25 protein-coding genes and 1 riboswitch are annotated in these 26,583 nt (G+C 47.5%); of the genes, 21 read left to right on the top strand and 4 right to left on the bottom strand.

Annotated elements, in window-relative coordinates:
• Positions 1-52: 52 nt before the first annotated feature.
• The 13 genes from NLX78_RS06290 to NLX78_RS06350 all read left to right on the top strand — a co-directional run bounded on the left by NLX78_RS06290 (position 53) and on the right by NLX78_RS06350 (position 13,447).
• Complete coding sequence (locus NLX78_RS06290) at positions 53-937, top strand: carbohydrate ABC transporter permease (RefSeq protein ID WP_209947671.1); 885 nt, start codon at positions 53-55, stop codon at positions 935-937.
• 2 nt (positions 938-939) lie between these two features.
• On the top strand, positions 940-1,773 hold the full coding sequence (locus NLX78_RS06295) for a carbohydrate ABC transporter permease (protein WP_061829465.1): 834 nt from the start codon (positions 940-942) through the stop codon (positions 1,771-1,773).
• 60 nt (positions 1,774-1,833) lie between these two features.
• Complete coding sequence (locus NLX78_RS06300) at positions 1,834-2,883, top strand: glycoside hydrolase family 130 protein (protein WP_250260146.1); 1,050 nt, start codon at positions 1,834-1,836, stop codon at positions 2,881-2,883.
• A gap of 11 nt (positions 2,884-2,894) precedes the next feature.
• Entirely contained in the window at positions 2,895-3,854 is a 960-nt protein-coding gene (locus tag NLX78_RS06305; RefSeq protein WP_165177986.1) for an acetylxylan esterase, read from the top strand.
• A 57-nt stretch (positions 3,855-3,911) separates the two neighbouring features.
• Positions 3,912-4,011, top strand: a riboswitch (purine riboswitch).
• A 69-nt stretch (positions 4,012-4,080) separates the two neighbouring features.
• Positions 4,081-5,259: an MFS transporter gene (locus NLX78_RS06310; RefSeq protein WP_235306641.1), complete on the top strand. Its 1,179-nt coding sequence runs from the start codon at positions 4,081-4,083 to the stop codon at positions 5,257-5,259.
• An 80-nt stretch (positions 5,260-5,339) separates the two neighbouring features.
• Positions 5,340-5,483, top strand: coding sequence for an RAxF-45 family protein (locus tag NLX78_RS06315; protein ID WP_016822706.1), 144 nt, complete (start codon positions 5,340-5,342; stop codon positions 5,481-5,483).
• A 103-nt stretch (positions 5,484-5,586) separates the two neighbouring features.
• The gene (abc-f, locus tag NLX78_RS06320; RefSeq protein ID WP_254349919.1) at positions 5,587-7,662 is read left to right on the top strand and encodes a ribosomal protection-like ABC-F family protein; all 2,076 of its coding nucleotides are present in this window, start codon (positions 5,587-5,589) and stop codon (positions 7,660-7,662) included.
• 340 nt (positions 7,663-8,002) lie between these two features.
• Entirely contained in the window at positions 8,003-8,731 is a 729-nt protein-coding gene (locus NLX78_RS06325) for an ABC transporter ATP-binding protein (protein WP_250266909.1), read from the top strand.
• Positions 8,728-9,528, top strand: a complete 801-nt coding sequence (locus tag NLX78_RS06330; RefSeq protein WP_250266908.1) for an ABC transporter permease — start codon at positions 8,728-8,730, stop codon at positions 9,526-9,528. Before NLX78_RS06325 ends, NLX78_RS06330 begins: the two co-directional genes overlap by 4 nt.
• A gap of 14 nt (positions 9,529-9,542) precedes the next feature.
• Complete coding sequence (locus NLX78_RS06335; RefSeq protein WP_250266907.1) at positions 9,543-10,310, top strand: ABC transporter permease; 768 nt, start codon at positions 9,543-9,545, stop codon at positions 10,308-10,310.
• 197 nt (positions 10,311-10,507) lie between these two features.
• Complete coding sequence (locus NLX78_RS06340) at positions 10,508-11,740, top strand: ABC transporter substrate-binding protein (protein ID WP_254349955.1); 1,233 nt, start codon at positions 10,508-10,510, stop codon at positions 11,738-11,740.
• Positions 11,741-11,756: 16 nt separating this feature from the next.
• Complete coding sequence (locus tag NLX78_RS06345; RefSeq protein ID WP_254349920.1) at positions 11,757-12,623, top strand: carbohydrate ABC transporter permease; 867 nt, start codon at positions 11,757-11,759, stop codon at positions 12,621-12,623.
• A complete protein-coding gene (locus tag NLX78_RS06350; protein ID WP_254349921.1) occupies positions 12,623-13,447 on the top strand; it encodes a carbohydrate ABC transporter permease in 825 nt (274 codons plus the stop codon). Before NLX78_RS06345 ends, NLX78_RS06350 begins: the two co-directional genes overlap by 1 nt.
• A 108-nt stretch (positions 13,448-13,555) precedes the next feature.
• Here NLX78_RS06350 and NLX78_RS06355 read toward each other — a convergent pair whose 3' ends face one another.
• The 3 genes from NLX78_RS06355 to NLX78_RS06365 form a co-directional block, all read right to left on the bottom strand.
• Entirely contained in the window at positions 13,556-15,241 is a 1,686-nt protein-coding gene (locus NLX78_RS06355) for a DUF4179 domain-containing protein (protein ID WP_254349922.1), read from the bottom strand.
• Positions 15,201-15,761: an RNA polymerase sigma factor gene (locus tag NLX78_RS06360; protein WP_025721972.1), complete on the bottom strand. Its 561-nt coding sequence runs from the start codon at positions 15,759-15,761 to the stop codon at positions 15,201-15,203. The genes NLX78_RS06355 and NLX78_RS06360 overlap by 41 nt, the downstream gene beginning before the upstream one ends.
• A gap of 234 nt (positions 15,762-15,995) precedes the next feature.
• Positions 15,996-17,003 carry an acrylyl-CoA reductase family protein gene (locus NLX78_RS06365; RefSeq protein WP_254349923.1) on the bottom strand — a complete coding sequence of 336 codons (1,008 nt, stop codon included), beginning with the start codon at positions 17,001-17,003 and terminating at the stop codon, positions 15,996-15,998.
• Positions 17,004-17,360: 357 nt separating this feature from the next.
• On the opposite strand from NLX78_RS06365, the gene NLX78_RS06370 reads away from it, so the two are divergent.
• From NLX78_RS06370 to NLX78_RS06380, 3 genes are all read left to right on the top strand, one after another.
• Positions 17,361-18,770 (top strand): MATE family efflux transporter, encoded by a 1,410-nt coding sequence (locus tag NLX78_RS06370; protein ID WP_023990870.1) that lies wholly within the window; start codon positions 17,361-17,363, stop codon positions 18,768-18,770.
• A 257-nt stretch (positions 18,771-19,027) separates the two neighbouring features.
• The gene (locus NLX78_RS06375; protein WP_061831958.1) at positions 19,028-20,041 is read left to right on the top strand and encodes a LacI family DNA-binding transcriptional regulator; all 1,014 of its coding nucleotides are present in this window, start codon (positions 19,028-19,030) and stop codon (positions 20,039-20,041) included.
• Positions 20,042-20,050: 9 nt separating this feature from the next.
• Positions 20,051-20,227, top strand: coding sequence for a hypothetical protein (locus tag NLX78_RS06380; RefSeq protein ID WP_155765236.1), 177 nt, complete (start codon positions 20,051-20,053; stop codon positions 20,225-20,227).
• On the opposite strand, the gene NLX78_RS06385 is transcribed toward NLX78_RS06380, so the two are convergent.
• Positions 20,224-21,180, bottom strand: coding sequence for a sugar kinase (locus NLX78_RS06385; RefSeq protein ID WP_254349924.1), 957 nt, complete (start codon positions 21,178-21,180; stop codon positions 20,224-20,226). The genes NLX78_RS06380 and NLX78_RS06385 overlap by 4 nt on opposite strands.
• 340 nt (positions 21,181-21,520) lie before the next feature.
• On the opposite strand from NLX78_RS06385, the gene kduI reads away from it, so the two are divergent.
• From kduI to NLX78_RS06410, 5 genes are all read left to right on the top strand, one after another.
• Positions 21,521-22,351, top strand: a complete 831-nt coding sequence (kduI, locus tag NLX78_RS06390; protein ID WP_061831956.1) for a 5-dehydro-4-deoxy-D-glucuronate isomerase — start codon at positions 21,521-21,523, stop codon at positions 22,349-22,351.
• Between the two features lie 79 nt (positions 22,352-22,430).
• A complete protein-coding gene (locus NLX78_RS06395) occupies positions 22,431-23,075 on the top strand; it encodes a bifunctional 2-keto-4-hydroxyglutarate aldolase/2-keto-3-deoxy-6-phosphogluconate aldolase (RefSeq protein WP_023990865.1) in 645 nt (214 codons plus the stop codon).
• A 48-nt stretch (positions 23,076-23,123) separates the two neighbouring features.
• Entirely contained in the window at positions 23,124-23,900 is a 777-nt protein-coding gene (kduD, locus tag NLX78_RS06400) for a 2-dehydro-3-deoxy-D-gluconate 5-dehydrogenase KduD (RefSeq protein WP_061831955.1), read from the top strand.
• A 246-nt stretch (positions 23,901-24,146) separates the two neighbouring features.
• Positions 24,147-25,385 (top strand): CynX/NimT family MFS transporter, encoded by a 1,239-nt coding sequence (locus tag NLX78_RS06405; RefSeq protein ID WP_254349925.1) that lies wholly within the window; start codon positions 24,147-24,149, stop codon positions 25,383-25,385.
• Positions 25,366-26,517 (top strand): winged helix-turn-helix domain-containing protein, encoded by a 1,152-nt coding sequence (locus NLX78_RS06410; protein ID WP_254349926.1) that lies wholly within the window; start codon positions 25,366-25,368, stop codon positions 26,515-26,517. Before NLX78_RS06405 ends, NLX78_RS06410 begins: the two co-directional genes overlap by 20 nt.
• Positions 26,518-26,583 lie beyond the last annotated feature (66 nt).

A 26,583-nucleotide genomic window follows, 5' to 3' on the forward strand; every position in this document is an offset into this window, starting at 1 on the left:
AAAAGAAAGGATCGACGTAGCAGTCGATGGACGGATAGCCAGGAGGTGCAGCATGTTAAAATTTTCGAATCTCAGCTACTCCAAACAAAGATTGGCGATTATTGTTGCCTTTTCAATTATTCCGCTAGCGCTGCTGATCACTTTTGCGTACTTGCCAGTGATCAATATGTTTAAGTACAGCTTTTCGGACTGGAACGGTTATAGTAAGCGTCTGGAATATGTGGGTTTTGAAAACTATATCAAAATCTTTACCGACCCCGAGTATTTCTCGGTGTTTAAGGTCAGTCTGTATTACTTTGTAGCCACGTTTGTACAGATGGGGCTGGCCCTTTATTTTGCAACCATTCTCAGCTTTCAAACCTGGTTTAAAAATTTCTTTAAAGGCGTTTTGTTTTTTCCTTCCTTGATGAACGGGGTAGCTATTGGTTTTATTTTCCTATTCTTTTTTAAGCCAGACGGTACCCTTGATACACTGCTTCAGGCAGTGGGGCTGGGTTCGTATGTCAAGCTGTGGCTGGGCAACCCGGAGATTATCAATATTTCGCTGGCTGGCACGTCGATCTGGAGATACATGGGCTTTAACTTTATCGTGTTTCTCGGTGCGATTTCCTCCATATCTAGTGATCTGTATGAAGCGTCTGATATAGACGGGGCTAACCGCTGGCATCAGTTCCGCTCTATTATTTTGCCGAGTATCAAGCGGATTTTGCAGTTGAATCTCATCTTGGCGATTAGCGGGGCGATCAGTGCGTTCGACATCCCGTATATTATGACCGGTGGCTCCAACGGCAGTGAAACATTCGTCATTCAGACGCTTGATGTGGCATTCAAATACAGCAAGGTCGGTTTGGCCTCAGCGATGGCGGTCGTTCTGCTGCTGATCGTGATTGCTGTTACGCTGCTTCAACGGTTGCTAATTCGGGGAGAGGAGGACTAATCATGTATAAGCTGAAAAGAATACTGGGTAGCAGCATCAAGTATGCCGCGCTACTACTAGGTGCGTTCATTGCACTGCTGCCGATTGTCGTAATTTTGTTTGCATCTTTGAAGACGAAGGCTGAATATGCGGCAACCAGTCCTCTGACTCCCCCTGTGAACTGGCTGAATTGGGCTAACTATACCAAAGCCTTTATCAACGGAAATATGCTGACCGGATTTGCGAACACAGCTTTTATCCTGTTGATTTCGATCATCGGAGCTACGTTGACGGGTTCCATGATCGCGTATATTTTGAACCGTTTTAAATTTAAGGGCAAAAGTCTCATGCTGGGTGCGTTCTTGCTCGCCACGCTCATTCCGGGGGTGACGACACAGGTGTCGACATTCCAAATAATCAACAAGCTGGAGCTGTTTAACACGCCTTGGGCGGCGATCTTGCTGTATTTGGGAACGGATATTATTGCGGTGTATATTTTTCTGCAATTTCTGGATTCCATCGCGGTGGCGCTGGATGAATCGGCCATGCTGGATGGTGCCTCCTATCTGACGATCTACTGGCGCATTATCTTGCCCCTGCTGAAGCCTGCCATTGTGACGGTGATCATTATCAAGGGCGTTAATATTTACAACGACTTTTACACCCCGTTCCTGTATATGCCCAAAACAAGCCTTCAGGTCATATCGACGGCGCTGTTCAAGTTTAAAGGGCCATATGGCTCGCAATGGGAAGTCATTAGCGCGGGCATAATCATTGCCATTATTCCGACGCTGATTGCGTTTTTATCATTACAAAAATATATCTATAACGGTTTCGCGCAGGGTTCGGTGAAATAGAACAATGGCGAAACAGAAAATTTGGTGAATCAAATATCTCGGTGAGAGGGGAATACACGTATGAATAAATTGAATGTGGATTTGGGAGTAGATAGCGTACGAATTGTGGGAGGTAGTCTGCCGGAAATGCCGTGGCAGGATAAGCCTGAAGGCAGTGAGGCTCCGGTATGGAGACATAGTGAGAATCCGGTCATTGGACGGAATCCGGTACCGGGCATTGCCCGTATTTTCAACAGTGCAGTAGCTCCGTATGAGGGACGGTTTGTAGGAGTATTCCGGGCTGAAACGATTAATGGACGTCCGCATTTGCACCTAGGCTGGAGTGACGACGGGTTGGCTTGGGACATTGAGACAGAACGTTTGCATTTGGTTGATGAGGAAGGGAACGATTACCAGCCTAATTATGCTTACGATCCGCGTCTGGTTCGCGTGGAGGACACGTATTATATCATCTGGTGTACAGATTTTTACGGTGCAGCATTGGGGATAGCACAAACGAAGGATTTTAAAAGCTTTGTACGATTGGAAAATCCGTTCCTGCCGTTTAATCGTAATGGTGTGCTGTTGCCCCGCAAGCTAAACGGAAACTTTATGTTGCTATCCCGTCCGAGCGACAGCGGACATACACCATTTGGCGACATTTTTCTGAGTGAAAGTCCTGACTTGGTCTATTGGGGCAAGCACCGTCATGTCATGAGCAAGGGCGGACAGGGCTGGTGGCAATCGGTAAAGATTGGCGGCGGACCGGCTCCGATTGAGACGACAGAGGGCTGGCTGATGTTCTACCACGGGGTGACAGGCACGTGCAATGGGCTGGTATACAGTATGGGCGTAGCCGTTCTTGACCTGGATGATCCGTCTAAAGTTAAATATCGTTCCTCGAATTTCGTGCTGACCCCGGAGGAATGGTACGAAGAGCGGGGGTTTGTGCCGAATGTGGTGTTCCCGTGTGCTACGCTGCATGATGCGGACACCGGGCGGATTGCGATTTATTATGGAGCCGCTGACACGTATGTAGGTATTGCATACACGACAGTGTCTGACATTATGAAGTATGTCATCGCAACGGATGAAGTGGTCGCAGACGACCGTGAGTCAGGTCGGATGTAGGAGGAACTTGAATGCCGGAGGATATGTCTTTACAGCAATTGCAGTCATATATGGGGAGTAACCCGAAGCCGCCGGATTTTGACGCATACTGGGAACGGGCATTACAGGAGCTGGAGCGGCAGCCGCTTGATTATACACTGGAGCCTGCTGATTTTGTCTCTCCGATGGTGGAGTGTTACCATCTATATTTTACTGGAGTGGGCGGAGCAAAGGTTCATGGGAAGCTGGCTCGTCCCAAGCACCTTACGGAACAAGGGCCAGCTTTGGCCATGTTTCATGGATATTCCTGCGACAGTGGCGACTGGTTCGACAAGGTAAGCTATGCGGCACACGGATTCACTGTGCTGGCCATGGATTGCCGGGGGCAAGGTGGGCTGTCCGAGGACAATTTGCAGGTTCAGGGAACGACGGTACGCGGCCATATCATCCGAGGGATTGACGACCCGGACCCGGATCGGTTGTATTACCGCAATGTATTTTTGGATACCGTGCAGACGGTGCGCATTCTGATGTCTATGGAGCAGGTCGATCCTGAACGGATCGGCGCATTTGGCTGCTCCCAGGGAGGGGCTCTGACGGTTGCCTGCGCTGCATTGGAGCCGCGTGTCCGTATGGCAGTTCCGGTATATCCGTTTCTGTCGGACTATAAAAGAGCCTGGATGCTGGATGCCACTACATCTGCATATGAAGAACTAGTTTATTATTTTCGTTGGTTTGATCCGAACCATCTGCGCGAGGAGGAGCTCTTTCACCGACTAGGCTACATCGATATTCAACATTTGGCAGATCGTATTCGTGGTCGTGTGTTGTTTGTGACAGGACTGTCGGACATCATCTGTCCGCCTTCCACGCAGTTTGCGGTGTACAATAAAATCGTATCAGACAAGGAAATACTCCTGTATCACGAATACGGTCATGAGTACCTACCTTATCTGTCGGATCGTGCTATGAGCGAATTTTTGCGGCTGTAGGGGGTTGAACTTAGCCACAGGCTCCTTTATAGTAATAGCTATAACCTTCGTGAATGCGTAATAAATGAATGCCCCATTTGTATAACCTCAATAATATGGTTTGAGGGTCTCTACCAGGAACCGATAAATCCTGATTACAAAAAGTGTACGTCTTGTACATTTCTTGTGGTCAGGATTTTTTTGCGTAATACGAGGGAATTTACATGACAGCAAAGGAGCTAATGTAATGAACTTCAAAGTAGTTATTTTAACGATTGCGACCTTTACGGTGGGGCTGGTGGAGCTGATTATCGGTGGCGTGCTACCCCAAATTGCACAGGATTTGAATGTCTCCGTAAGCACGGCAGGACAGCTTATCATGATCTATGCGCTCGTGTATGCTATTGCTGGGCCAACTCTGTTGGCGTTGACAGCCAAAATTGAACGAAAACGACTGTACCTGTGGTCGATGTTTATTTTTATTCTGGGAAGTCTGCTGGCCTTCTGGAGTCCGAATTATGCAGTCTTGTTTGTATCCCGTATCATTACCGCTGCAAGCGGGTCGCTGATCGTGACATTGTCACTGACCATTGCAGTCAAAGTGGTGTCCAAGGCTTATCAAGCTCGTGTCCTCGGTGTCATCTCCATGGGGGTTAGCTCCTCCATCGTTCTAGGTATTCCAGCCGGGGTGCTGATTGGAAATGCATTTGGCTGGCGGGTGCTTTTCCTGATCATTGCTTTGTTGACGGTCGTTGCTATGATCGTTATCAACTTGTTTATGGAGCGGATTCCGACAGAACATGTTGTACCTATGCGTGATCAGTTGAAATCCTTAAAAAATGTTAAAGTCATCAGTGCTCATTTGGTGACCACGCTGACACTGGCGGGCCATTACACGTTATATGCGTATTTCACTCCGTTTTTAGAAAATATGATGGGCTTGAACGCTTCATGGGTTAGTGTGGCCTATTTTGTCTTTGGGCTGGCGGCAGTGAGCGGTGGTTTTATTGGCGGCTCTTTGGCAGATCGGTTCGGCACGGCGAAAAGTATTCTAGTCGTCGTAGGCGTGTTTATCGCCGTGATGTTCTTGCTGCCATTCTCAATTCACTCGATTTATGTATTTGCGCCACTACTGATTATCTGGGGCATACTGAGTTGGGCCTTGTCGCCCCCGATGCAAAGTTATCTTATTGAAAATGCACCCGAATCGGGTAGTATTCAGCAAAGCTTTAATTTCTCCGCGCTCCAGGTCGGGATCGCTCTCGGTTCTGCCTTGGGAGGAGTAGTGATTGAGAATAGTGAATCTGTTGCCACGAACGCTTGGGTGGGTGGGGCATTTGTGATTGTTGCTTTTGTCTGCGGCGTATTTTCGATTACCAGAGCCGGGACTTCGCAGGCTGTCAGAGGACACCACTCTGTTTCATAGTTCGATGGACCATCGTCCTCTTTCATAATACGAGCAAACATGTTATACTACACACAATTATGAAGAAGGAGGTGAGGTAGGTGAATCACGAGATGCTGAACAACCGTATTAGCCAGCTGCCGATTGCTATGGCTGGCATTGTTCATGCTTTTCCATACAACGGGAGAAGTCTGTCCAATTTTAATCATACGGTTGTAAACATCGCGAGAAGACGCCTACCTTAACTCGAACGGATTTCTGTATCTTCCGAAGAGTCGCAGGGTTGCTCCTGCGGCTCTTTTTGTGTTACCAGGGTAAGGGTCTTCCTAAATAAAGGAGAGCCTGAACATGTATATAGTAAACGGTCAACAATTGAAAAAATACCACGCTGCCAATCTGATTTTGGATGGTGCATCGTTTGATATCCATACGGGAGAAAAGGTGGGGCTCATCGGCCGCAACGGAAGCGGTAAAACCACCCTATTACGCCTAATCGCACGTTTGTCCCGCCCGGATGAAGGGCAGCTCGTCATCGCCAAGGATACGAAAATCGGCTATTTACCGCAAATTCCGGCGGAGTTTGAGAGCTTCACCGTGTATGAAACGCTGGCTTACGCCTATCGTGAGCTGAAGGATTGCCGCAAACAGATGAGCACACTGGAACGGGAAATGTCAGATCCGGTTGTGGCAGCGGATGCGAGCCTTCTGGAGAAGCTACTGCAATCGTATGCTGCCTTGCAGGAACGGTTTGAACGCAATGGCGGCTATGAAATGGATGCAAACATTGACCAGGTAGCGGATGGGCTGCGTATTCCCAAAGGTATGTATACGCGCAGCTTCGGCTCGCTGTCGGGTGGAGAGAAAACAAAAATAGCGCTGGCATCACAACTCATCGGACGACCGGATTTGCTGCTGCTGGATGAGCCGACCAACCATCTGGATTTGAAAGGGCTGGAATGGCTGGAGCAATTTTTGCAGGGCTATACAGGTGCGTGTGTGGTTGTATCTCATGATCGTTATTTTCTGGATCGGGTCGCCGTTAAAATGATTGAGCTCGAGGATGGCGAGGCGTTTACGTATTATACGAACTACAGCGGCTATGTTAAGGAAAAGGAAGAACGATTGCTACTACAATTTGAAGATTATAAGGAACAGCAAAAGCGGATCAAAAAGATGAAAGAGGCCATTCGGCGTTTTGAAGAGTGGGGTCGCAATGGCGATAACGAAAAGTTTTTCAAAAAAGCAGCATCCATTCGTAAGGCGTTGGAGCGCATGGAACTGGTGAAGCGGCCTGTATTGGACCCGCAGGGGGCGGAATTTCACTTAAAGCTGGAGGATCGTTCCGGTCGCCGGGTGCTGCAGTTTGAAGAAATTGTTAAAGCCTATGGAGAGCGCCAGATATTAAACGGGGCAACGGGTAGTTTGGAATTCGGCGAAAAGGTGGCCTTGCTGGGTGATAATGGGTCAGGCAAAACGACGTTGCTCAAGCTTCTGCTTGGTCAGGAAAGCGCAGATGCAGGCACGGTCCAGTGGGGTGCGCGCGTGGAGTACGGATATTTGGCGCAGCAAGAGAGAGAACGGAATAGCCGGGCGACTGTGCTTGCTTACTTCAAGGAGGAAGCAGGGGTGGAAGAAGGCGAGGCACGCGGGTTGCTAGCGAAGTATTTATTTTACGGTGCCGATGTGTTTAAGCCCGTGAGCATGCTGTCCGGTGGCGAATGGTCCCGCTTGCGGCTGGCGTTGCTGGTCATGAAAAAGCCAAATTTGTTGGTGCTGGATGAGCCGACGAACCATCTGGACATTGACTCACGCGAGGCACTGGAGGAAGCGCTGGACACCTACACGGGAACGGTGCTGGCGATTTCACATGACCGCTACTTTGTGAACAAGCTGGCAGGGCGCGTGTGGGAGCTGGAGGCTGGAAAGCTGACCTTTTATCTAGGCAGCTTTGATGAGTACCGAGCGAAGAAGCGGGAGCTGGAGAACGCTCGTCTACAGAGCGAGGGGGATACCGGGACACGCCCGACATCTGCAAGCAGAGCCGCATCGGGTGGCGGCTCAGGCTCGGGCACAGCTGTACATTCCAGTGTAGCGAGCAATGGCATGGGGGCGGCTGCGCATACGGGAGCGACTACGGAAGACGATGCGAGCCGTGCACGCTCAGGTCGCTTGGGCTCGCCCGCTGCCGGGTCTGGGGCACGCGAAGCGAAGGCCGCGAAGCCATCACGCACGCCCGCTGCATCCAGCGAGCGGTTGGAGCGGGCCATCGCCGCCAAAGAAGCAGAATTGGCGGCGGCGGATGCCGAGCTGGAGCTGCTCGGCACAAGCGACGACACGATATACATGGCGGAGCTGTGGGACGCGCGTGAGCGACTGCAAGCGGAGCTGGACACGTTGCTCGGCGAGTGGGTTGAACTGGAGTAGGTGACAGGTTAGTAGTTACTGGATAGAAAACAGTTTGTTTTATAGAGGGTAGCCCTGAGGTAGAACGTTTACTAAAGGGCTACCTTTTTTGCAGTGTAAAGACAAAGAGATCATCACGAAAATTAATGACCATTAATTAAGATAAATGGTATTGATGTGTCATTATCATTATATTTTACATATAAAGTGAGTTGTTTGCATTTCGCAACATGTGATATTTTTTAAATTGAATAAATAATTTGTTTCATTGTTAAGCGAAGTCTGTGTTGTCCATCATGATCTTACATATCAAATGCACGCGTTGGCTATGTTGTGATTTGTTATGGATGGAGGGAATAGTATGTCAGACTCCTTGCTGGAGGTCAGTCAGGTAACGAAAAGAATGGGGAAAAGGCATTTGTTAGACCGTGTTTCCTTTAAGCTTCAGAAAGGGAAGATATATGGATTCATCGGACCTAATGGAGCTGGTAAAACTACAATGATGCGAATCATGACCGGATTAATGCAGCCAACCAGCGGCTCTGTAAAGATAGCTTCATATGATGTACAGACGGATCGGGAAAAGGCGCTGTCCAAGGTGGGGGCTATCATTGAATCTCCGGTCTTTTTTGATTATATGACAGGCAGACAGGTTTTGCGCAATTTGTCACGGTTACACTCTGAGATTGTGCCCTCAGATCGGGAGATACATATTGAAGAGTTGCTTACAAAGGTGAGACTGGAAACACGGGGAGATGACAAGGTGAAGACCTATTCGCTGGGAATGAAGCAAAGGCTAGGTATTGCGCAGTCCATGCTGGGTGCTCCTGAGCTTTTATTGCTGGATGAACCGTCTAATGGGCTTGATCCTATGGGAATGCGGGAGCTGAGAGATATCGTGCTTCAGCTACGTGATTCAGCGAATTATGCCTTTTTTATCTCCAGTCATCTGTTGGATGAACTGCAACAGATGTGTGACGAACTCATTGTTATCAAAGAGGGCAGGCTAGTTTGGCAGGGACCTGCTGATCAACTAGTAGAGGACGGCCAACGGCTAGAGGATGCTTTCATGGGATTGATGGGACTATGAAATCATTAATATACAGTGAGTTCGAGCGATTATGGAGACGAAAGTGGTTCTGGCTCATGGTGTTATGTACGCCGCTGCTTGCTTGTTCGACAGGAGTATATTTTTTGCGCACGATGAAGGTTCCTGTTGAGGTATTATCTTTAAACTTTGTCGTTACTGGTCTGCGTGAGAATTTGTTTTTAGTATGCAACATAGCTGTAGCTGCTTTAGCTGCTGCTGTATATACAGAGGAATTTCGAAGCGGGCAACTGCGGTTGTTATTTATGCGCCGATTTACCCGCGGACAGATTTTCTGGAGTAAACTGCTGGTTTTAAATGCTACTATTTTGTTTCTTCTCATTGTATTTGCAGTATCATCGCAGGTGATCGTTGAAGTATGGACTCTTTCATATGATGTAAGTGATGCGGGGTTGTCCGAATCTCAAGGACTGCAGATGCTTAAATACTATGGTTGGGCGCTTGCCTCATTATTAGCAATATGCTCCTTCTATTGTTTCGTCGCTATGTATAGCAAAAGTGTAACGTATGCCATCGGTGTTTGTATGGTATACAATCTGGGTTCTCTATTGTTTGATTCATTATATTTAAAATTGGCCTCTTTTGTTTCCCATATCCCATACCTATACAATGTGATCGCATTTATGATTATTCCATATATGCAGCATACAGGATTAGATAGGTCCTTAATGGGCAATTCGTCTGTGAATGGGGCGATTATCACTGTTGTTAGTCTATATCTGATCTTGTTTACTTGGGGCGCATACCGCCGTTTTGTGACTGATGATTATCTGTATTAGGGGGGGATTTCCTCATGCTGGCAATCTGGCGAAGTGAAATGGAACGAATTTGGAATCGCAAATCCACTCTTTTATTATATATAGCCTATATATTCATCGTGGTTGCAATTATATGGAGCCATAAAGTAACGGGTACGAAGGTCTTACGTTTTGGTGAAGGAACTGTGGTCGTAAATAATCTGAACCTGCCGTGGCTGATGATGAGTGAGGTTGCCTTATTTCTAGTTACAGCAATCCTGCCCATTCTGTACGTGGATCAGTTAAGCGGCGATCTCTATTCTGGAGCATATAGGCTATATATGCTACGACCGTATCGACGTTTTCATTTTTGGTTTGCCAAGTTGCTCGCACTATCAGTCTCAACGGCCATTTTTATGGGGACAAGCTTGCTTATAGGTGTATTCGCTGGATGGTTGTTTTTCCCACACAGCTCTACTTTTTTTAAATATGGTTCATCCGTCGCCTCTTCCCCATCAGATGCCGTACCCTACATACTTTCGTTTTATTTGGTATTAACGCTGGTTTGCTTGGTAAAGCTCATGTTGAGTAGCACTGTATGTTTGTTCGTGTCACGGCCACTATTTGCTTATATAGTGATTCTTATCTTATCCGTATTTCTCTTTGAGTTGTTTAGGCCCCTCATTATGTTAATGGACCCATTTCAGCAAATAATGCTTGCTTTAAGAGTAGACAGTTCTTTTAATTTTTGGATGTGTGCAGGTGGATTGATTCTGGTAAGTATCATTATTAGTTTTACACGATGGGAAAAAAAGATTGTTTAGAAATAAGACTTGTAACCTGAACATCATAAAAGTAAAAGAAAGATCCAACCGACCGTTTGAGGGTCAATTGGATCTTTTTTAACATTGGTTCCTCCTGTTATCAGATTGTTGTAGCAGTATCGTTTCTTTTCCATAAGGGACGGGTATTAATTGTCTAGTCTCGCATAGATTGACATAGGGGAAGAGGAGGTATGAGTATGTGGTGTTGGGTCAAAAAGCTGTCTACACTGGCGGCGATCCTTTTATTGGCTTTTTTTGTAAGCGCATGCAACAAGGACGATGCTTCGGGTAAGGTGAAAATTGAGTTTTTTCAAAACAAGCCGGAGGCCAAGGGTTCATTCGATAAGCTAATCTCTCAATTCAATCAGGAACATCCCGGTATTGAAGTGACACAGGTCAACCCGCCAGAGGCAGAGACTGTATTATTTACCCGGGTTGTCAAAAACGATGTACCTGACATTGTAGGGCTTGGGGCCACCGATACCTACTCCATTTTGGCGCAAAGTGGTATTTTTACGGACCTGTCGAATACAGAATTGCCACGTACGATTGATCCGATTTACCTCAAAATGCTTAAGGATGTAACCGGGGTCGATCCCGTGTATGGAATTCCTTATGCTGCGAATGCGAATGGTGTGATGTATAACAAAACGCTTTTTAAGGAAATGGGATTACGGGTGCCCAAAACGTGGGATGAGCTGATTGCAACGGCGCAAAAGATCAAGGCTGCTGGAAAAATCCCGTTCTATTTTACATATAAAGATGATTGGCAAACGAACCTCCCCTTTAATGCGCTGGGCCCGAATCTGGTGGGCATTGATTTTTTCCTGCAACGGCGTGAAAATCAGGTCACTTTTCAGGACAAGTACCGCGAGGTTGCGGAAAAGCAGCTGGAGCTATTGAAATACGGACATGGTGATAATTTTGGCAAAAACTATGCCGACGGTAACCGTGCCTTCGCTAACGGGCAGGGATTGATGTACATTCAGGGCTCGTGGGCCATATCTGAAATTCGCAAAGCCAATCCGAAAGTGGAGCTTGGATTCTTCCCATTACCGACAGGGAATGACGAAAAGGCAGTCAAGCTGGTGTCCGGTATAGATACGCTATTAGCCGTATCGGAGAGCACTCCGCATAAAAAGGAAGCCGAGGAGTTCATTGCCTTCTTGTTGAAGCCGGAGAACAGCAAGCAATACATTACAGAGCAAACGCTGTTTTCGGCGGTGAAGGGAGTCACGCAGGATGATCCGAGTGTGGCAGAGCTGTTGCCGTATTTTAAATCGGGCCGCGTCGTTGATTTTGCCGATCACTATATTCCCAAGGCGGTCCAATTGAATTCGATTGTGCAGGCCTTCCTGCAAAACAGAGACATCGACGCTTATCTGGCCAAGCTGGACCGAGAATGGGATAAGGTAGCTAACCGCCGATAGGAGAGGAGGAGGAGACATGAATAAGCGACTAACGACTTTTTACTGGATGACGGTGCCAGCGGTGCTATTGTTTTTTGTATTTTTGACCTTGCCTGCCTTGCAGGGCTTTTATTATTCGCTTACGAACTGGAACGGCTTTGGTCATCAGTATCACTTTGTCGGGTTTAAGAACTATATTAATTTGTTTCAGGACGACAATGTGGGGAACGCATACTGGTTTACTTTCAAATTTGCGATTGTGGTTACCATTGCGACTAATATCCTTAGTTTGCTGATTGCGCTAGGGCTGAATGCTAAAATACGGTTTCGTAACTTTTTCCGCGGTATTTATTTTCTGCCTAATATTTTGAGCGTGCTAATCGTGGGTTACATATTCAATTATTTGTTCTCGAACGTATTTACGATTTGGGGGAAAAATTTAGGTATTACCTCATTGTCGACGAACATTTTGGGCAGCGAACAACTGGCTTGGGTGGGGGTTGTCATCGTAGCTGTATGGCAGGGGATTGCCTTTAATACGATTCTCTATCTGGCCGGGCTGCAAACCATTCCGACAAGTCTGTATGAGGCGTCCAACCTGGACGGCGCGGGTAAATGGCGCGAATTCTGGAGCATTACCTTTCCGTTAATTGCACCGTTTTTCACGATTAATATGGTATTGGCGATGAAAAATTCCCTGATGGTGTTCGATCAGATCGTGGCTTTGACGAATGGCGGGCCGGGACGAGCCACCCAGTCGATTTCCCACCTGATATACACAGGGGGATTTAAAGGCGGAGAATTTGCTTATCAGTCGGCTAACTCTGTTATTTACTTTATTGTGATCGCGATCATTTCCATCTTACAGCTGCGATTCCTCCAGAGAAGGGAGATGGATAACTGATGAAAACAAGCAGACGTACCAACTGGCCTGTGCTGCTTCTGGTAGCGTTGGGGACAATATTTATCCTGTTTCCCCTCTATATGACGGTAACGATAGCACTTAAAAATCCCGAACAGATGGCGCATTCCGCCTTTGCCTTTCCGACCGAGCTGCATTGGGAAAATTTTAGTCGTGCCGTAGAAATGACCAACTTCTTCAGCGCTTTTCAGAACAGTGTGATGGTCACGACATCGACGGTCATATTAACTTTGCTAACCAATTCGATGGTCGCTTATGCGATTGCCCGTAATATGCAGCGACGCTTTTTTAAGGGATTATATTTTTACTTTGTGAGCGCCATGTTTATACCGTTCCCGATCATCATGCTGCCGATTGTAAAACTGGCCTCGGGCCTTCATATGACTAATCTGTTGGGTCTCATTATGCTGCATACGGTGTATGGTTTGGCGTTTAATGTTTTCGTGTATGTTGGCTATATCCGTTCCATTCCGGTGGCGCTGGAAGAGGCGGCTACGGTAGACGGGGCGACGACATGGGGCACGTTCTGGCAAATTATTTTTCCGTTGATGGCGCCGATTAGTGCTACGGTGGGAATTCTCACTTGTCTGTCCACCTATAACGACTTCCTGCTGCCGCTCATTATTATTAGCGATGCGGAGCAATATACGCTACCGCTCGTCCAGTATGTATTTCAGGGGCAGTTCAATACCGACTTTAATTTGGCCTTTGCCTCGTATCTAATGGCCTTGCTACCAATGATTATTGTCTATCTGATTGCACAAAAATGGATTATCAATGGCGTTACGCAAGGTTCTGTAAAGTAGGACGGGAGTCAATCGTTCCAGGCAGACTGTGCCTTCATAGGAAAATAAAAAGGGGTTCCCTATACCACGGTTCACACAGGTATAGAGGACCCTCTTTTTATAGCATTGCTATTTGGATGCTTTGCTGTTGCTTGTCAGAGGCTGCAAGGGTACGGTTGTCTCTGCTTCCGGGTCGTCCGTTGTATAGTAGAACATATAGATAGAAGCTTCCTTCTTTTTGAAGTTCTTGTAGACATCCACTGCCTTGTTATTGCCGTCTCCGGCAAAATTGGCTGTGATCGGCTTGCCGATAATCCGTTCTTTACCCAGGCCAATATGCGTCTGGTTAATCCCTCCAAAGTGAGCATCCTCGCTTTCGGTTTCTACGAATAAGTCTGATCCTTGTTTGTAGTAGGTCCACTTCACAGGATAGCCACCGACTTGCGTCGTTAGTGTCTGTTTTTGCTCAGAAATATCAGTTAAACGCTGTGGCGTTTTGTCATCCGAATGGGTCGTAACCTTGTATTTGCCTGTAAAAGTAATAGGAGTGTCCTTGGTAATCACAAGATTGGAAGGTCGTTCAAAACGGATCGTGTTCAGATCGTGTTCCTGATCAGGTGAAGACCAACGACTACCTTCTAATGTTGTGCCGTTCACAGAAAGAAAGTACTTTTGATAAGGTAACATGGCGAATTTCTCCTTGCTTCTGATCGTGACACGGATTTGCGTAGGTGTGACAATCATTTGTTCTAGCAAAACATTTGGATTGCCTTTCTCCAGTGGGATATTCAGCGCACTTTTAATCGTCCCGCTTTCCATTTTCTTCTTGCTTAGCTGCAGATCAAAGTTTATGGGTTCATGTATACTTTTCTCAGTTTGTGCATATTGCAGTTTGAAAGCAGTCTGTCCTTCCGGTATATCTGCTTTAGTAAAATATTGTTGTGCGGTATACTCCCCGTTATCACCGGGTTTGCCAAAAGCCCCTCCAGGCTGCGACATCACAGGCTCGTCGCCTTTGTAGGCAATAATTTGTGGATTGTCCCATCTCTTTGGTATGGACGAATCGAAGGTAATCGCTGAGGACAGCATCAGTTTGTCCTTACCTTGTTCGAATACCTGTACCTTCATATCTTGTAAGCCGCTACGATCCAGCTTGAACGTCTGTATTTGAGGCGACCGAATATCGAGCGGCAAATCCAGTTCCTGAACGCTGGTGAGCTCTATATGATCTATGGTCAGCTGCACGTTCTCTGTTTCTTGCTGCGGTGTCCAGTCACTTTCAAAGTACCCGTTGTACCGTTGATTTTTCGGGTCCCATTGCTGAAAGTTATATTCCCCTGCACTGCTTTCCCCCGCGGCACTTTTTAGCGATACGCCTTTGACATTCCAAAACTCGTTGTCTGCTCGTTTTCCGACCTCCAAGCTGTACAGAATCACGGTCCGGTTTTCATCAACAATAGCGGTATGCAGCGTCAGCTTCACTCCGTCTCTGGTCACGGACTGCTCCAACGGTTGCCCGAGGTTTTGCTTTAATGCTGTCTGGATGCCACTTCTTCCGCGTAGCAGATTGTCCCAGTTGTAGTGGATGGCGGCATAGACAGGAACTGCAACCAGAAGTGCGCTTAGAGAGGCGGCAATAGCTATTTTGCGCCAGTTTCTGTGTCGGTGGGGAGTGAATGAATCGGAAGTGTCGGTTAGCGTAGGGGCAGTATGCCCTGTCTGTTCCATCCGGTTCCACATCTCATCGAAGTCAGGATAGGCCATTTCCGAATCATCATTTAACTTGCGCTTCAATGCCTTTTCTATGTTGTTCATAGTTCTCTCCTTCCATCTCGGGAATTTGTACCCCTGCATCCCGCAATATTTGCTCCAATAACTTTAGTCCTTTGTGAGTCCTCGATTTGACGGTTCCCAGCGGAATTTCCAGCAGTTTTGATATTTCCGCCAGCGTGAAATCATGCATATAGCGGAGTGTCAGCACAGCGCGGATTTTGGCCGGAAGGCGATTCATATAAACGGCCCATTCCTCTGCCGATTCGCGTTCTTCCACCAGCCTGTCTACAGGTTTACCTTCCGCCCCGCTAAATAGATAGGGATTAGCCGATACCTTCAAATGCAGGCTTTTCTGGCGTTTAAGGTAATTCAGACAATGATTGACCGTAATCTTCATAATCCAGGCTTTTAGTTGTTCGATCTGTTCACGATTGCTGCGAAACAGGATGATAAACACTTCCTGCGTTAAATCCTCTGCATCCGATGCATTATGTACCATGTAGTAGCAGGTTCGGTATACATCTCGTTGATACAAATCAAACAACTCTCGATTGCTCTCCAATGATGTGCTCTCCTTTCTCGTGCAGTTTATCTATATAACAACTGAGGTTCTCAAAAGGTTCATTTGGTTGCGAAAAGTAAACCGTCTGCTTCAAATGTACCACACGAAAAAAGAAGCCTGTAAATCTCAAAATTGCAGATTTACAGGCTTCTTACATGTTCCTAAGCTAGACCCTAAGGGATGACACTTCTTCACGCGAAAACACGTCAATGGATAGCTTGCGGACTACTCCGCTTAGTCAACCAGCCGTACTAGCGTTCTTCCTTGCGAGCGGGCTGCAAGTATGTCTTCGAGCGCGCTTGGCAGGTCGGCCAATCCGACTTCGCGCTCAACGAGCTGCTCCAGCTGTTCCGGCTTCCATTCGCTGCCGAGCCGCTTCCAGATTGCTACGCGAGTGTCGTATGGGCAGAAGACAGAGTCTATGCCCAGCAGACTTACGCCGCGCAAAATAAACGGCAGCACCGTCGTAGGCAGCTTGGTGCCTGCCGTCAGGCCGCTCACGGCAACGGAGCCGTTGTAGGCGATCTGGCTGAGCAGCGAAGCGAGCGGCTTTCCGCCTACAGGATCAACAGCTGCTTGCCAAAGCTGCTTGCCCAGCGGGCGGATGCTCTCCGCACCGTCGTAGACCTCCTCGCGGGAAATAACCTCGGCTGCTCCGAGCGCCTTGAGGTAATCGAGCGCATCGGCCTTGCCACTGCTGGCTACGACATGGTAGCCTCTCTTGTTCAGCAAGGCAATGGCTGCCCCGCCTACGCCGCCCGTCGCTCCGGTGACGAGTACCTTGCCCTGCTCGGGAGTAACGCCGTTTTGTTCCAGTCGATATAACGACAGGGCTGCGGTGAATCCGGCTGTCCCGAAAATCATTGCCTCTCTCGGCGTGAGTCCGTTCGGAAGTGGAACCACCCAGTCCGCAGGCACACGTGCATATTGGCTGAATCCCCCGAATTGAGACACACCCAGCCCATATCCGGTAACGAGCACCGCTTGTCCTTCGCTAAAGCGGCTATCCTCCGAAGAGACGACGGTTCCCGAGCAATCTATGCCTGGTACGAACGGATAGGCTTTGACAATATTGCCATCCTTGCGGGCAGCAAGCCCATCTTTATAATTGATGCTGGAATAAGCGACACGAATCAATACTTCTCCAGCAGGTAAACTGCTAGCTTCCAGAGAACGTACCTCTGCTTGAACTTCACCGTCCTGTGTCTGATCGACGACAAGAGCTTGAAATGATTGAGTCATCTGTAAAAGCCTCCTTTATTACCTTTTAACCCTATGAATGTCCTATATATTCCATCTTTAATTCGCAAATTATGCTTAGGAAGCATACAACAATCTGCACAACCTGTCAGCGGCAATGCTCACAGGCTCGTATTCTATTATACTCTTTAGCTCATAATTGCGTCGAAAAGACCAGACTACTGATATATTCTTGCAATATCCTGTTTCAATAAAGTTCGATAATCAATTATAAAGAGGGTGATAAATGAATTCTTACGCATTTTGCAAATCATTTTACGTAAACGGGATGTATTTTCAGAATGACTGTGCTAACATACCTTTTGATCGTTAAATAAATCTATGAAGAAAGGTGAATGAATGACAACCAGAGCACTAAAAAAAGGTTCGGTATTGTCCGAAGCTAAGGAACTGAATTTGTTCCGTTTAACATGGCCTATTTTCCTTGAATTGTTTCTGTTTATGCTAATGGGGAGCGTCGACACATTCATGATCAGTTCTGTATCTGATAATGCGGTGTCGGGTGTGGGCGCGTCCAATCAAATTATTTCAATTGCTATCCTTGTACTGGAGGTTATCGGCAACGGCGCTGCTATCGTCGTAGCTCAATATATCGGTTCTAAGAAACTAGTCGAAGCGGCCCAGGTTACAGGTACGGCCATTACGTTGAATTTGATGGTAGGTCTTTTGCTTAGCGTAATTTTTCTCGTATTTGGTACGCACATGTTGCAATGGCTGAATGTCCAGGGTGAGATTCTGGCTTACGCGGAGTCTTATATGAGCATCGTCGGAGGTGCCATTTTTCTTCAAGCATTGATTAATGCGCTGGCGGCGACTATTCGTACACATGGTTTTACCAAAGAAACAATGTATGTATCGGTTTTTATGAACGTGATCCACGTGGTCGGCAACTATGTTTTGATTTTTGGGCATTGGGGAATGCCTGCACTTGGAGTAGAAGGTGCTGCTATTTCTACAGTAGGTAGCCGCTTTATTTGTCTCCTGATCTTCTTCTGGCTGATGTACCGGGTCACTGAGGTTCGTGTCGAGTGGAAATATTACGTCCAATTGTCCAAAAAGTTCATCTCTAAAATATTGCGCATCGGTGTACCATCCGCGCTGGAGTCCATTATGTATCAGTCGTGTCAGCTCATCTTCACACTGTACGTGACTTATCTGGGCGCAGAAGCAATGGCGACACGTCAATATGCAAATAATATTTCAAGCTATATTTACTTGTTCAGTATGGCAGTCGGTATGGGTACGGCTATTGTGGTAGGAAGGCTCGTGGGAGCCAGACAGAAGGATACTGCCTATAAACGTGTACTGACCAGTGTGAAATGGGCGCTACTCGTGACCGTGATTATTGATGCGGTGGTCATCTTTTTCCGTGTTCCCTTGCTTGGTTTGTTCACGGAAAACCCTGAAATTATTCGTTTGGGGGCACAGGTCATTTTACTTAGCATTCTGCTAGAAACTGGCCGGACCACGAATATCGTCATTATTAACTCGTTACGTGCTGCTGGAGATGCGAAGTTCCCGGTCTTTATGGGTCTGATCTCCATGGTCTGTATGAGCTTGCCGCTTGGTTATCTGCTTGTGTTCAAGCTGGACATGGGGCTCGCCGGTGTGTGGCTGGCCATTGCTGCTGATGAATGGACTCGTGCTGTCATCATGTATGCCCGCTGGAAAAGCCGTTTATGGGAAAAGCATGCGCTGGTCGAGCACGATACACCAGATCAGTCTGCAACGCCCGTTCCGGCACATTGATGTCGAGCAGCATTTAGGGCCAGCTGGAACCTAGCTTTTCGATAAAGTTGTGTACGCGGAGGCAGTTCAAGAGAACATCTTGAACTGCCTCTTTTTGCTGCTGAAGAACTATACTTCTACACGGGGGCACGATAGGCAACTTTGAAGTTCGACTTATATCATAATGGTATTCATAAATAGAAGTATGGTAAATTTACTAAAAAAAAGATATACTTTTGTTGCACTAACGCAGTACATGAAAGACAAGGAGTGTACCGATGAAGAAGCCGACGATTGAAGATGTTGCCCAGAAGGCAGGAGTGTCTAAAAGCACTGTCTCGCAATTTCTGAACAAACGATATAAATATATGAGCGACCAGACCAGAGACCGGATTGCCGAGGTTATTCAAGAGCTGAACTATCAGCCTAACGGGCTGGCCCGCAGCTTGAAGCAAAACCGGACGTTTATGGTGGGAGTTATTGTAGCCAACATTGATTATACGCTGTCGATCCAATCTATCCGTGCGATTGAGGAGGAATTGCAGCGCTTCGGCATTCAGGTGATCATTTGCAACGCCGATGAAAATCCCGACAAGGAGGGCCAGTATATTGAGATGCTCAAGGCTCGGCAGGTGGACGGCCTGATCATCTTTCCGACAGGCAAGCATGCAGATATTTACAACCAGCTCATTCGTGAAAAGTATCCGTTAGTGTTTTTGGACCGTTTGGTAGATGGGGTAAATACGCGCAGCCTGCTACTGGATAACGAAATGGCGATTAAGCTGGCGATTCAGGAACTTGTGGCTCACAAGCATGAGCGAATTGCGCTGATTACTTTGCCCCTTGGCTTGAATCGGATTACTCCACGAGTGGAACGGCTCAGCGGATACAAAAAGGCGCTGGAGGAGCACGGCTTGCCATCTCGTGAAGAATATATGCACAGTGTGCCGAGAGAAGAAATCCAGCAGACGCTGAAGGAGCTGTTCCAACTGCCGGAGCCGCCGACTGCGCTGTTGGCCGGGAATGATATCGTGTTGGCTGAGGTGTTGAAGTATGTGAATGCCCGCCGTATACGTATTCCGGCAGAGCTGTCCATTATCGGGATTGACGATGCGGAGTTTGCCCATATTTACAATCCGCCGATTACGACCATTACACAACCCATTGCGGATATGGGGAAGCAGGCGGCAAAAACACTGCTGTCCAGCATTGAGGAAGGCGGCGAATCAGTCCCGATTATTTACCGATTTGTGCCGGATATCAATCGGGGAGAATCCGTCAAAACGCTGTAGACGAGCAATGTGTCATATATTATAAAAATAGCCCGTATTCCTTTGTACGATCTGAGTATGCGTATGCTGCTCAGATCGTACAAACGCGAATACGGGCTATTGGAAGTTAAGGCTGACTTTGGATTCGGCCTTGTTGAGCTTGCGCTTATAGCGGTGAAGGTTATGCGGGGAATAAACCCGGACTAATTTGTGCTGGCGCTGAGCAAAAATGATTCCAGTTCGGCTCGCGTCGGATAGCCATCCATATCTCCGGCTGACATGACAGCCAGCGCACCAAGTGCATTCCCGCGCTTGACCGCTTCAGCCAGGGGTAAGCCCTCCAGCAGCGCACTAATCACACCTGCGGCAAATCCGTCACCGGCACCGACGGTATCCACGACATGCTCTACGCGGAAGCGTTTGACGTATCCCTCAGCATCTGCGGATTTGTAATAGGCGCCTTCGGTTCCCAGCTTGATGATGACCAGCGAGGTACCTCGGTCAAGATAGAAGGAAGCGATATCCTCTGGTGAGGTGTAGCCTGTCAATATTTTACCTTCATGAATGCCGGGTAGAAGCCAGTCGCACCCCTCAGATGCCTCATTAATCGCCTCCACCATCGTTTTCGTGTCAGGCCATAACTTAGGTCTGAGGTTCGGATCAAAGGATACGGTTTTGCCAGCCTTTTTCATAAATTGCCGCGCATGACGTGCGAAATCACGGCACTCAGGGGAGAGGGCGACAGAAATACCTGTAAAATGCAGATGGCGAGCTCCGGAAAAGTAAGCCTCGTTAAAATCAGCGATGCTTAATGTAGAAGCGGCGGAATGTTTGCGGAAATATTCCACCTCGGGGTCCCCACTTGTAACTTTGGATTTAATCAGCATCCCGGTAGAGTGGTCTTTGGTAAACATGACGTTCTGTGTGTCGATCCCTTCCTGACGTAGCGCACTGGCAATGAACTTGCCGAACGTATCCTCGCCGAGTTTGGTCACGAGTCCCGCCCGTAGACCCAAACGCGCCAAACCGGCTGAAACATTCGTCTCTGCCCCGGCCAACGCTTTGGTGAATGAACGCACCTCATCCAGAGAGCCTGCTTCATTGGCATAAAACATGGCCATCGGTTCTCCGAAGGTAACAGCATCCAATGTTGCGGTCATTTGTATTCCTCCTTATGTTTAGTAAACTTAATCTGTAAGCGCATGCACCAACTGAATAAATTGAAATTATCACATAAATCGGTTTTTCACAATGATGAAGTTGATATATTGGCTAAAAACTTTTTAGGTAATACAGATAAAAAAATGTGGTTTTGTTTATCAAAAGGTAAAAAGTGTGTAAAACTTCGTATGTACTAAGGGTTTTTCTAGGAATAGTGAAGTTTTGGGTTGACACCCTCTTAGATAATTATTACAATTCTAGCTAAGAAGTAGAGTTAGAAACCGCTTTTATAACAATTCCGTTGATAAAAAAGTTTATCTAAACAGGAGGAATGTTTTTATGGAAATGCGTTATTCAACTCATCCCGAACATGCCAAGCATTTTACGACTGAAGAGTTGCGTCAGCACTATTTGATCCAGGAGCTGTTTGTGCCTGAGGAGGTAAAGCTGGTCTATACGCATGAAGATCGTGTCATTATCGGGGGCATTTATCCCGTGAATAAATCTGTTGCGCTGGAAGGTAACGATCAAATCAAAGCAGAAACTTTCCTGGAGCGCCGCGAACTGGGCATTTTTAATGTCGGCGGCAGCGGTACGGTCAAGGTGGACGGTGAAACTTACGAGCTGGCCACAAAAGACTGTCTCTATGTAGGCAGAGGGGGCAAGGAGTTGATCTTTGAAAGCGATTCCAGTGAAAAGCCGGCGAAATTTTATATCGTTTCGGCCCTGGCTCATACCACGTATCCGACGACGAAGCAGTCTTTTGCCGATGTACCGTCTGAAAGTTTGGGTTCGCAGGAAACAGCCAACAACCGTACGTTGCGTCGCTTTATCCATGATGAAGGCATTCAAAGTTGCCAATTGGTTATGGGGATGACGACGTTGGAGAACGGCAGTGTGTGGAACTCCATGCCGACACATGTTCATGACCGTCGTATGGAAGTGTATTTCTACTTTGAACTGGATGAGAATGCGAGAATGTTCCACCTGATGGGTGAACCGAACGAAACGCGCCATCTGGTGATGAAAAATGATGAAGCCGTTATTTCTCCACCTTGGTCTATCCACTGCGGTGCGGCTACGGGTAGCTATACCTTCATTTGGGGCATGGCCGGTGAAAATAAAACATACAAAGACATGGATCAGGTTGCCATGAGCGAGTTGCGTTAATCCAATCAGTGTATTGGGGCGTGAATCTGCAAGTGGCTGAGGGTACATGGTCATCCCATTCGTGGAAAGGATCAGGAACATGACGAAAAAGAAAGTTTTGGAACATATCACTTCAGTAGGTGTCGTCGCAGTCATTCGGGGAAACACGGCGGAGGAAGCATATCTAATGTCTAAAGCCTGCATTGAAGGCGGCTTGGATAATATTGAGCTTACATTTACGACGCCGGATGCAGATCAGGTCATTCGAAGATTGAGAGACGAATTTAAGGATCAGGCAGTGATTGGTGCAGGAACGGTACTGGAGTCACTGACGGCAAGAATTGCTATTCTCGCCGGAGCAGAGTTTGTCGTGAGTCCTTCTTTTGAAGAAGAAACAGCGAAGCTATGCAATTTGTACGCGATTCCTTATATGCCAGGCTGTATGACGCTGAATGAGATCAAGGAAGCCATGAAATTGGGTAGCGATGTCGTGAAGTTGTTCCCAGGCAGTGCGATGGGGGCGGACTTTGTGAAGGCCGTCAGAGGTCCAATGCCTCATGTACAGATTATGCCAACTGGTGGCGTTGATCTGGACAATATGGAAACCTGGCTGCGTAACGGATGTGTAGCCGTGGGAATTGGGGGTAATTTGACGGCTCCAGCCAAGGAAGGTCGTTATGACTTGATCACAGAAAATGCAGCACGTTATGTAGCTAAATATAAGGAAGTACGCGCAGCGCTGTAGGCTTCAGGAATTATAGGTTTTAAACTAATTTGTGATGGAGGCGTAGGCATGGGTCTGGACAATTTTTCATTGGATTTTTTCAGTCTAAAAGGTAAAACGGCGATTGTAACAGGAGGCAACACTGGTTTGGGTCAAGGATATTCCGTAGCTTTGGCCAAAGCAGGTGCAAATCTGTTCATTGTAGCTAACAATGATGAATATGAAGAAACAAGACGTTTGCTGGAGCCAACGGGTGTGAAGGTTGCCTTTTATCAGGCTGATCTGACAGAGAAAGAATCCATTAAAAAAATTGTAGAAGAATGCGTCAATGAATTCGGTAAAATTGATATCCTTGTAAACAATGCAGGTACGATTCGTCGCGCCCCTCTGCTGGAGTATAAAGATGAGGATTGGGACGCTGTTATGGAGATTAACCTGAATGCCGTATATCACCTGAGCCAGGAAGTGGCAAAAGTGATGGTAGAGCAAAAAAGCGGGAAGATTATCAATGTCGCTTCTATGCTTGCTTTTCAGGGTGGCAAGTTCGTTCCGCCGTATACAGCGAGCAAGCATGCGGTAGCTGGTTTGACCAAGGCATTTGCGAATGAGCTGGCGGTTCATAACGTTCAGATTAATGCGATTGCGCCGGGTTATATTGCTACGGCAAATACAGCTCCAATCCGTGCGGATGAAAGTCGCAATCAAGAAATCCTGTCGCGTATTCCTGCGGGTCGTTGGGGCGATCCGTCTGATTTGATGGGAGTTGTGGTTTTCCTCGCTAGTCAGGGTTCCGACTACATGAACGGTCATATCTTGGCGGTGGACGGCGGCTGGCTGGTACGTTAAGCAGCGCTGGTCGCATCGAAGTTTATGAACTGAAAGCTGCCTCAAAAGGAAACTATCCTTTCAGGCAGCTTTTATTTTTTAATGAAGCTATATGCTGAACTTGAAGACTTGGAGCGCTGTTTCGATCCGTCCTATGCATATGGCACGAATGCCTTTATAATTTAATGAGATAAAAATTGCTAGGCTCCAGCCGTACACTTGGTTGGAGCCTTTGAGCATAACACAGATAGATAGGAGAATGGAGAGATGAGTTCACAGCAACACCAACGAGCTTTGGTATACAAATCTTTGTGGCATGCCGGTCCTTGGGTGCTTGCCATAGGGATCATTCTGGTAGGTGCCAATCTGCGCGCCTCGATTACCTCGGTAGGACCTCTTATCGGTTTGATTAAGGATTCTTTGCATATTTCGAATACACTGAGTGGCCTATTAACGACATTGCCGTTGCTGGCTTTTGCTCTGTTGTCGCCTTTTGTAGCCAAACTGTCGCGCCGCTTCGGGTCATCTCTTATTATTTTTGCAGCCTTGCTGCTGTTGACCGCAGGTATTGTGGTGCGCTCAACGCTGGGGGTGACCGCATTATTTGTCGGGACCGCCATGCTGGGACTGGCTATTGCCGTGTGTAATGTGTTGCTGCCCAGTCTGATCAAAGAGGAGTTTCCTCGCAACAGCGGACTGATGACCGGCGTATACTCCGTATCCATGAATGTGGTTGCTGCAACAGCATCCGGGCTGAGTATACCGCTGGCTCTGAACGGAGGTATGGGCTGGCGCGGTGCTTTGGGAATATGGGCAATTGTAGGTGTCGTAGGAATCTTACTCTGGGTGCCCCAACTCCTTAAGGCCCGCAAAACAGCCAATAAAGCGGCAGTGTCTGCCCGAACTGTGAATGTGTATACATCGTCTTTGGCTTGGAAGGTGACGCTGTTTATGGGGCTGCAATCTGCCCTGTTCTATGTTCCTGCCGCTTGGTTTCCCGAAATGATGAGCGGACAGGGGATGGATTCAGAGACTGCGGGATGGATGCTGTCCGTGCTGCAGTTTTCACAAATGCCATTTACTTTTATTGTGCCTATTTGGGCAGCGCGGGTGAAGGACCAGCGGGTATTGGTTCTAATTATGGCTGCGCTGTATTTTGTCGGTTTGGGTGGATTTCTGCTTGGGGCTACACAGTGGAGTGTGATTTGGGTCATTTGTATCGGTATAGCGGGTGGTTTTGCTTTCCCGTTAGTGATGATGTTCTTTAATTTGCGGACGCGGACACCGCAGCAGGCAGCAGAGCTGTCTGGTATGGCGCAATCCTTTGGTTATTTGCTAGCAGCAACAGGACCGACACTGTTTGGTTATTTGCATGATGCGACGCAAGGCTGGACAATCCCGCTGCTGCTGCTCTTGTGTCTGAGTGTGTTGCTTATGTTTATAGGGCTGGGTGCAGCTAAGAAACGATATGTCGGAGGCGAGATGGATGATCAGGCTGCAATTTGATGCAGATGGCTACAGTGTGGTCTGTAATGCAGATTGTGTTATGTTGTTGGCTAAAGAATTTGCGCTGTTGCGCTTTCTGTACGATAACCGGAATCAGGTGTTCACCCGGGAACAACTGCTGGATCGTGTGTGGCCGCTGGAGTATCCGGTAGAGCGTACGGTGGATGATCATATCTATAGATTGCGCAAAAAACTGAAGTCATGGGATGGGCTCCGTATTCATACGGTTAGAGGGTATGGCTACAGCTTGACCTTGACTGACGTGCAGCCACAGAATCATCCGTCCTTGTTCGATCAGGAGGTGCAGGACGCCGTACATGGACTATTCCGGAAATACCAGCTGTTGGGGCAGGGGAATTCCATCGTAGCGCTGGCTGCCCAGCAGGAGCAGATGGGTTTTCAAATGTCCGCCTTTTATCAAATGTATACCCGTTTTGTACAGGCGGATGTGTCCTGGTTCTTGAAGCGGGAGGATTTTGCCCTTGTAGACCGATTGTATTGGATGTTGCTGCTATTTACGGGCACAGCAGGGGTAACGAATGAGGAGATTGCTCTATGTGAGTGTGCGCTTTCCAGCAGGCTGCTGTCCAGTGAACAGGAACGGGAATTACGCATTCTCAACATTTTGGAGGCTTATGTGGAAAATGGAGAACCTGAACGCGCACAGGAAGGTCTACCACTAACCTTGAGGGTAATGGAACGGGATAATCTCGATAAATTTGTGATGCCTGTTGCACTGATGGAGATGTACATGCATCTGGTTTCCAATCATATGGAAAAGGCTGCGGAACTGTCTGATCGTCTGGAAGGCATGCTGTCGGAGGCTCCATATTTACGCGAACTGGGCCGTTATCGCATGATGCGCGGACTTATGCTTTTGCGTACTGGAGATGTGAACAACGCCGAGCGGCTTATGGATGAAGGGCTGGATACCCTTGATATGGCTAAACAGGAATTGCTAAAAATCAAAGCGGTCTGCCAAATCCGCGGTTTTTTGAAGCTCTGTGGCACCTATCCCACGCTGGAAGAGAAATATGCGGCTCAATATGATCGGCTTGACCGGGACAACAGTTTAACACTGCATCGTCAGGCGCTAAGGCACTGGTTGGAGCAAACACTTTCTGTGGTCTGATGTTTTTAGCTGTCTGATTTTCCTCTGATATAGACCCGCTAGAATGTTCTTATTGCTAAAAGAAGC

It is taken from the genome of Paenibacillus sp. Lou8.1, from assembly GCF_024213565.1.
Classification (GTDB): domain Bacteria; phylum Bacillota; class Bacilli; order Paenibacillales; family Paenibacillaceae; genus Paenibacillus; species Paenibacillus polymyxa_B.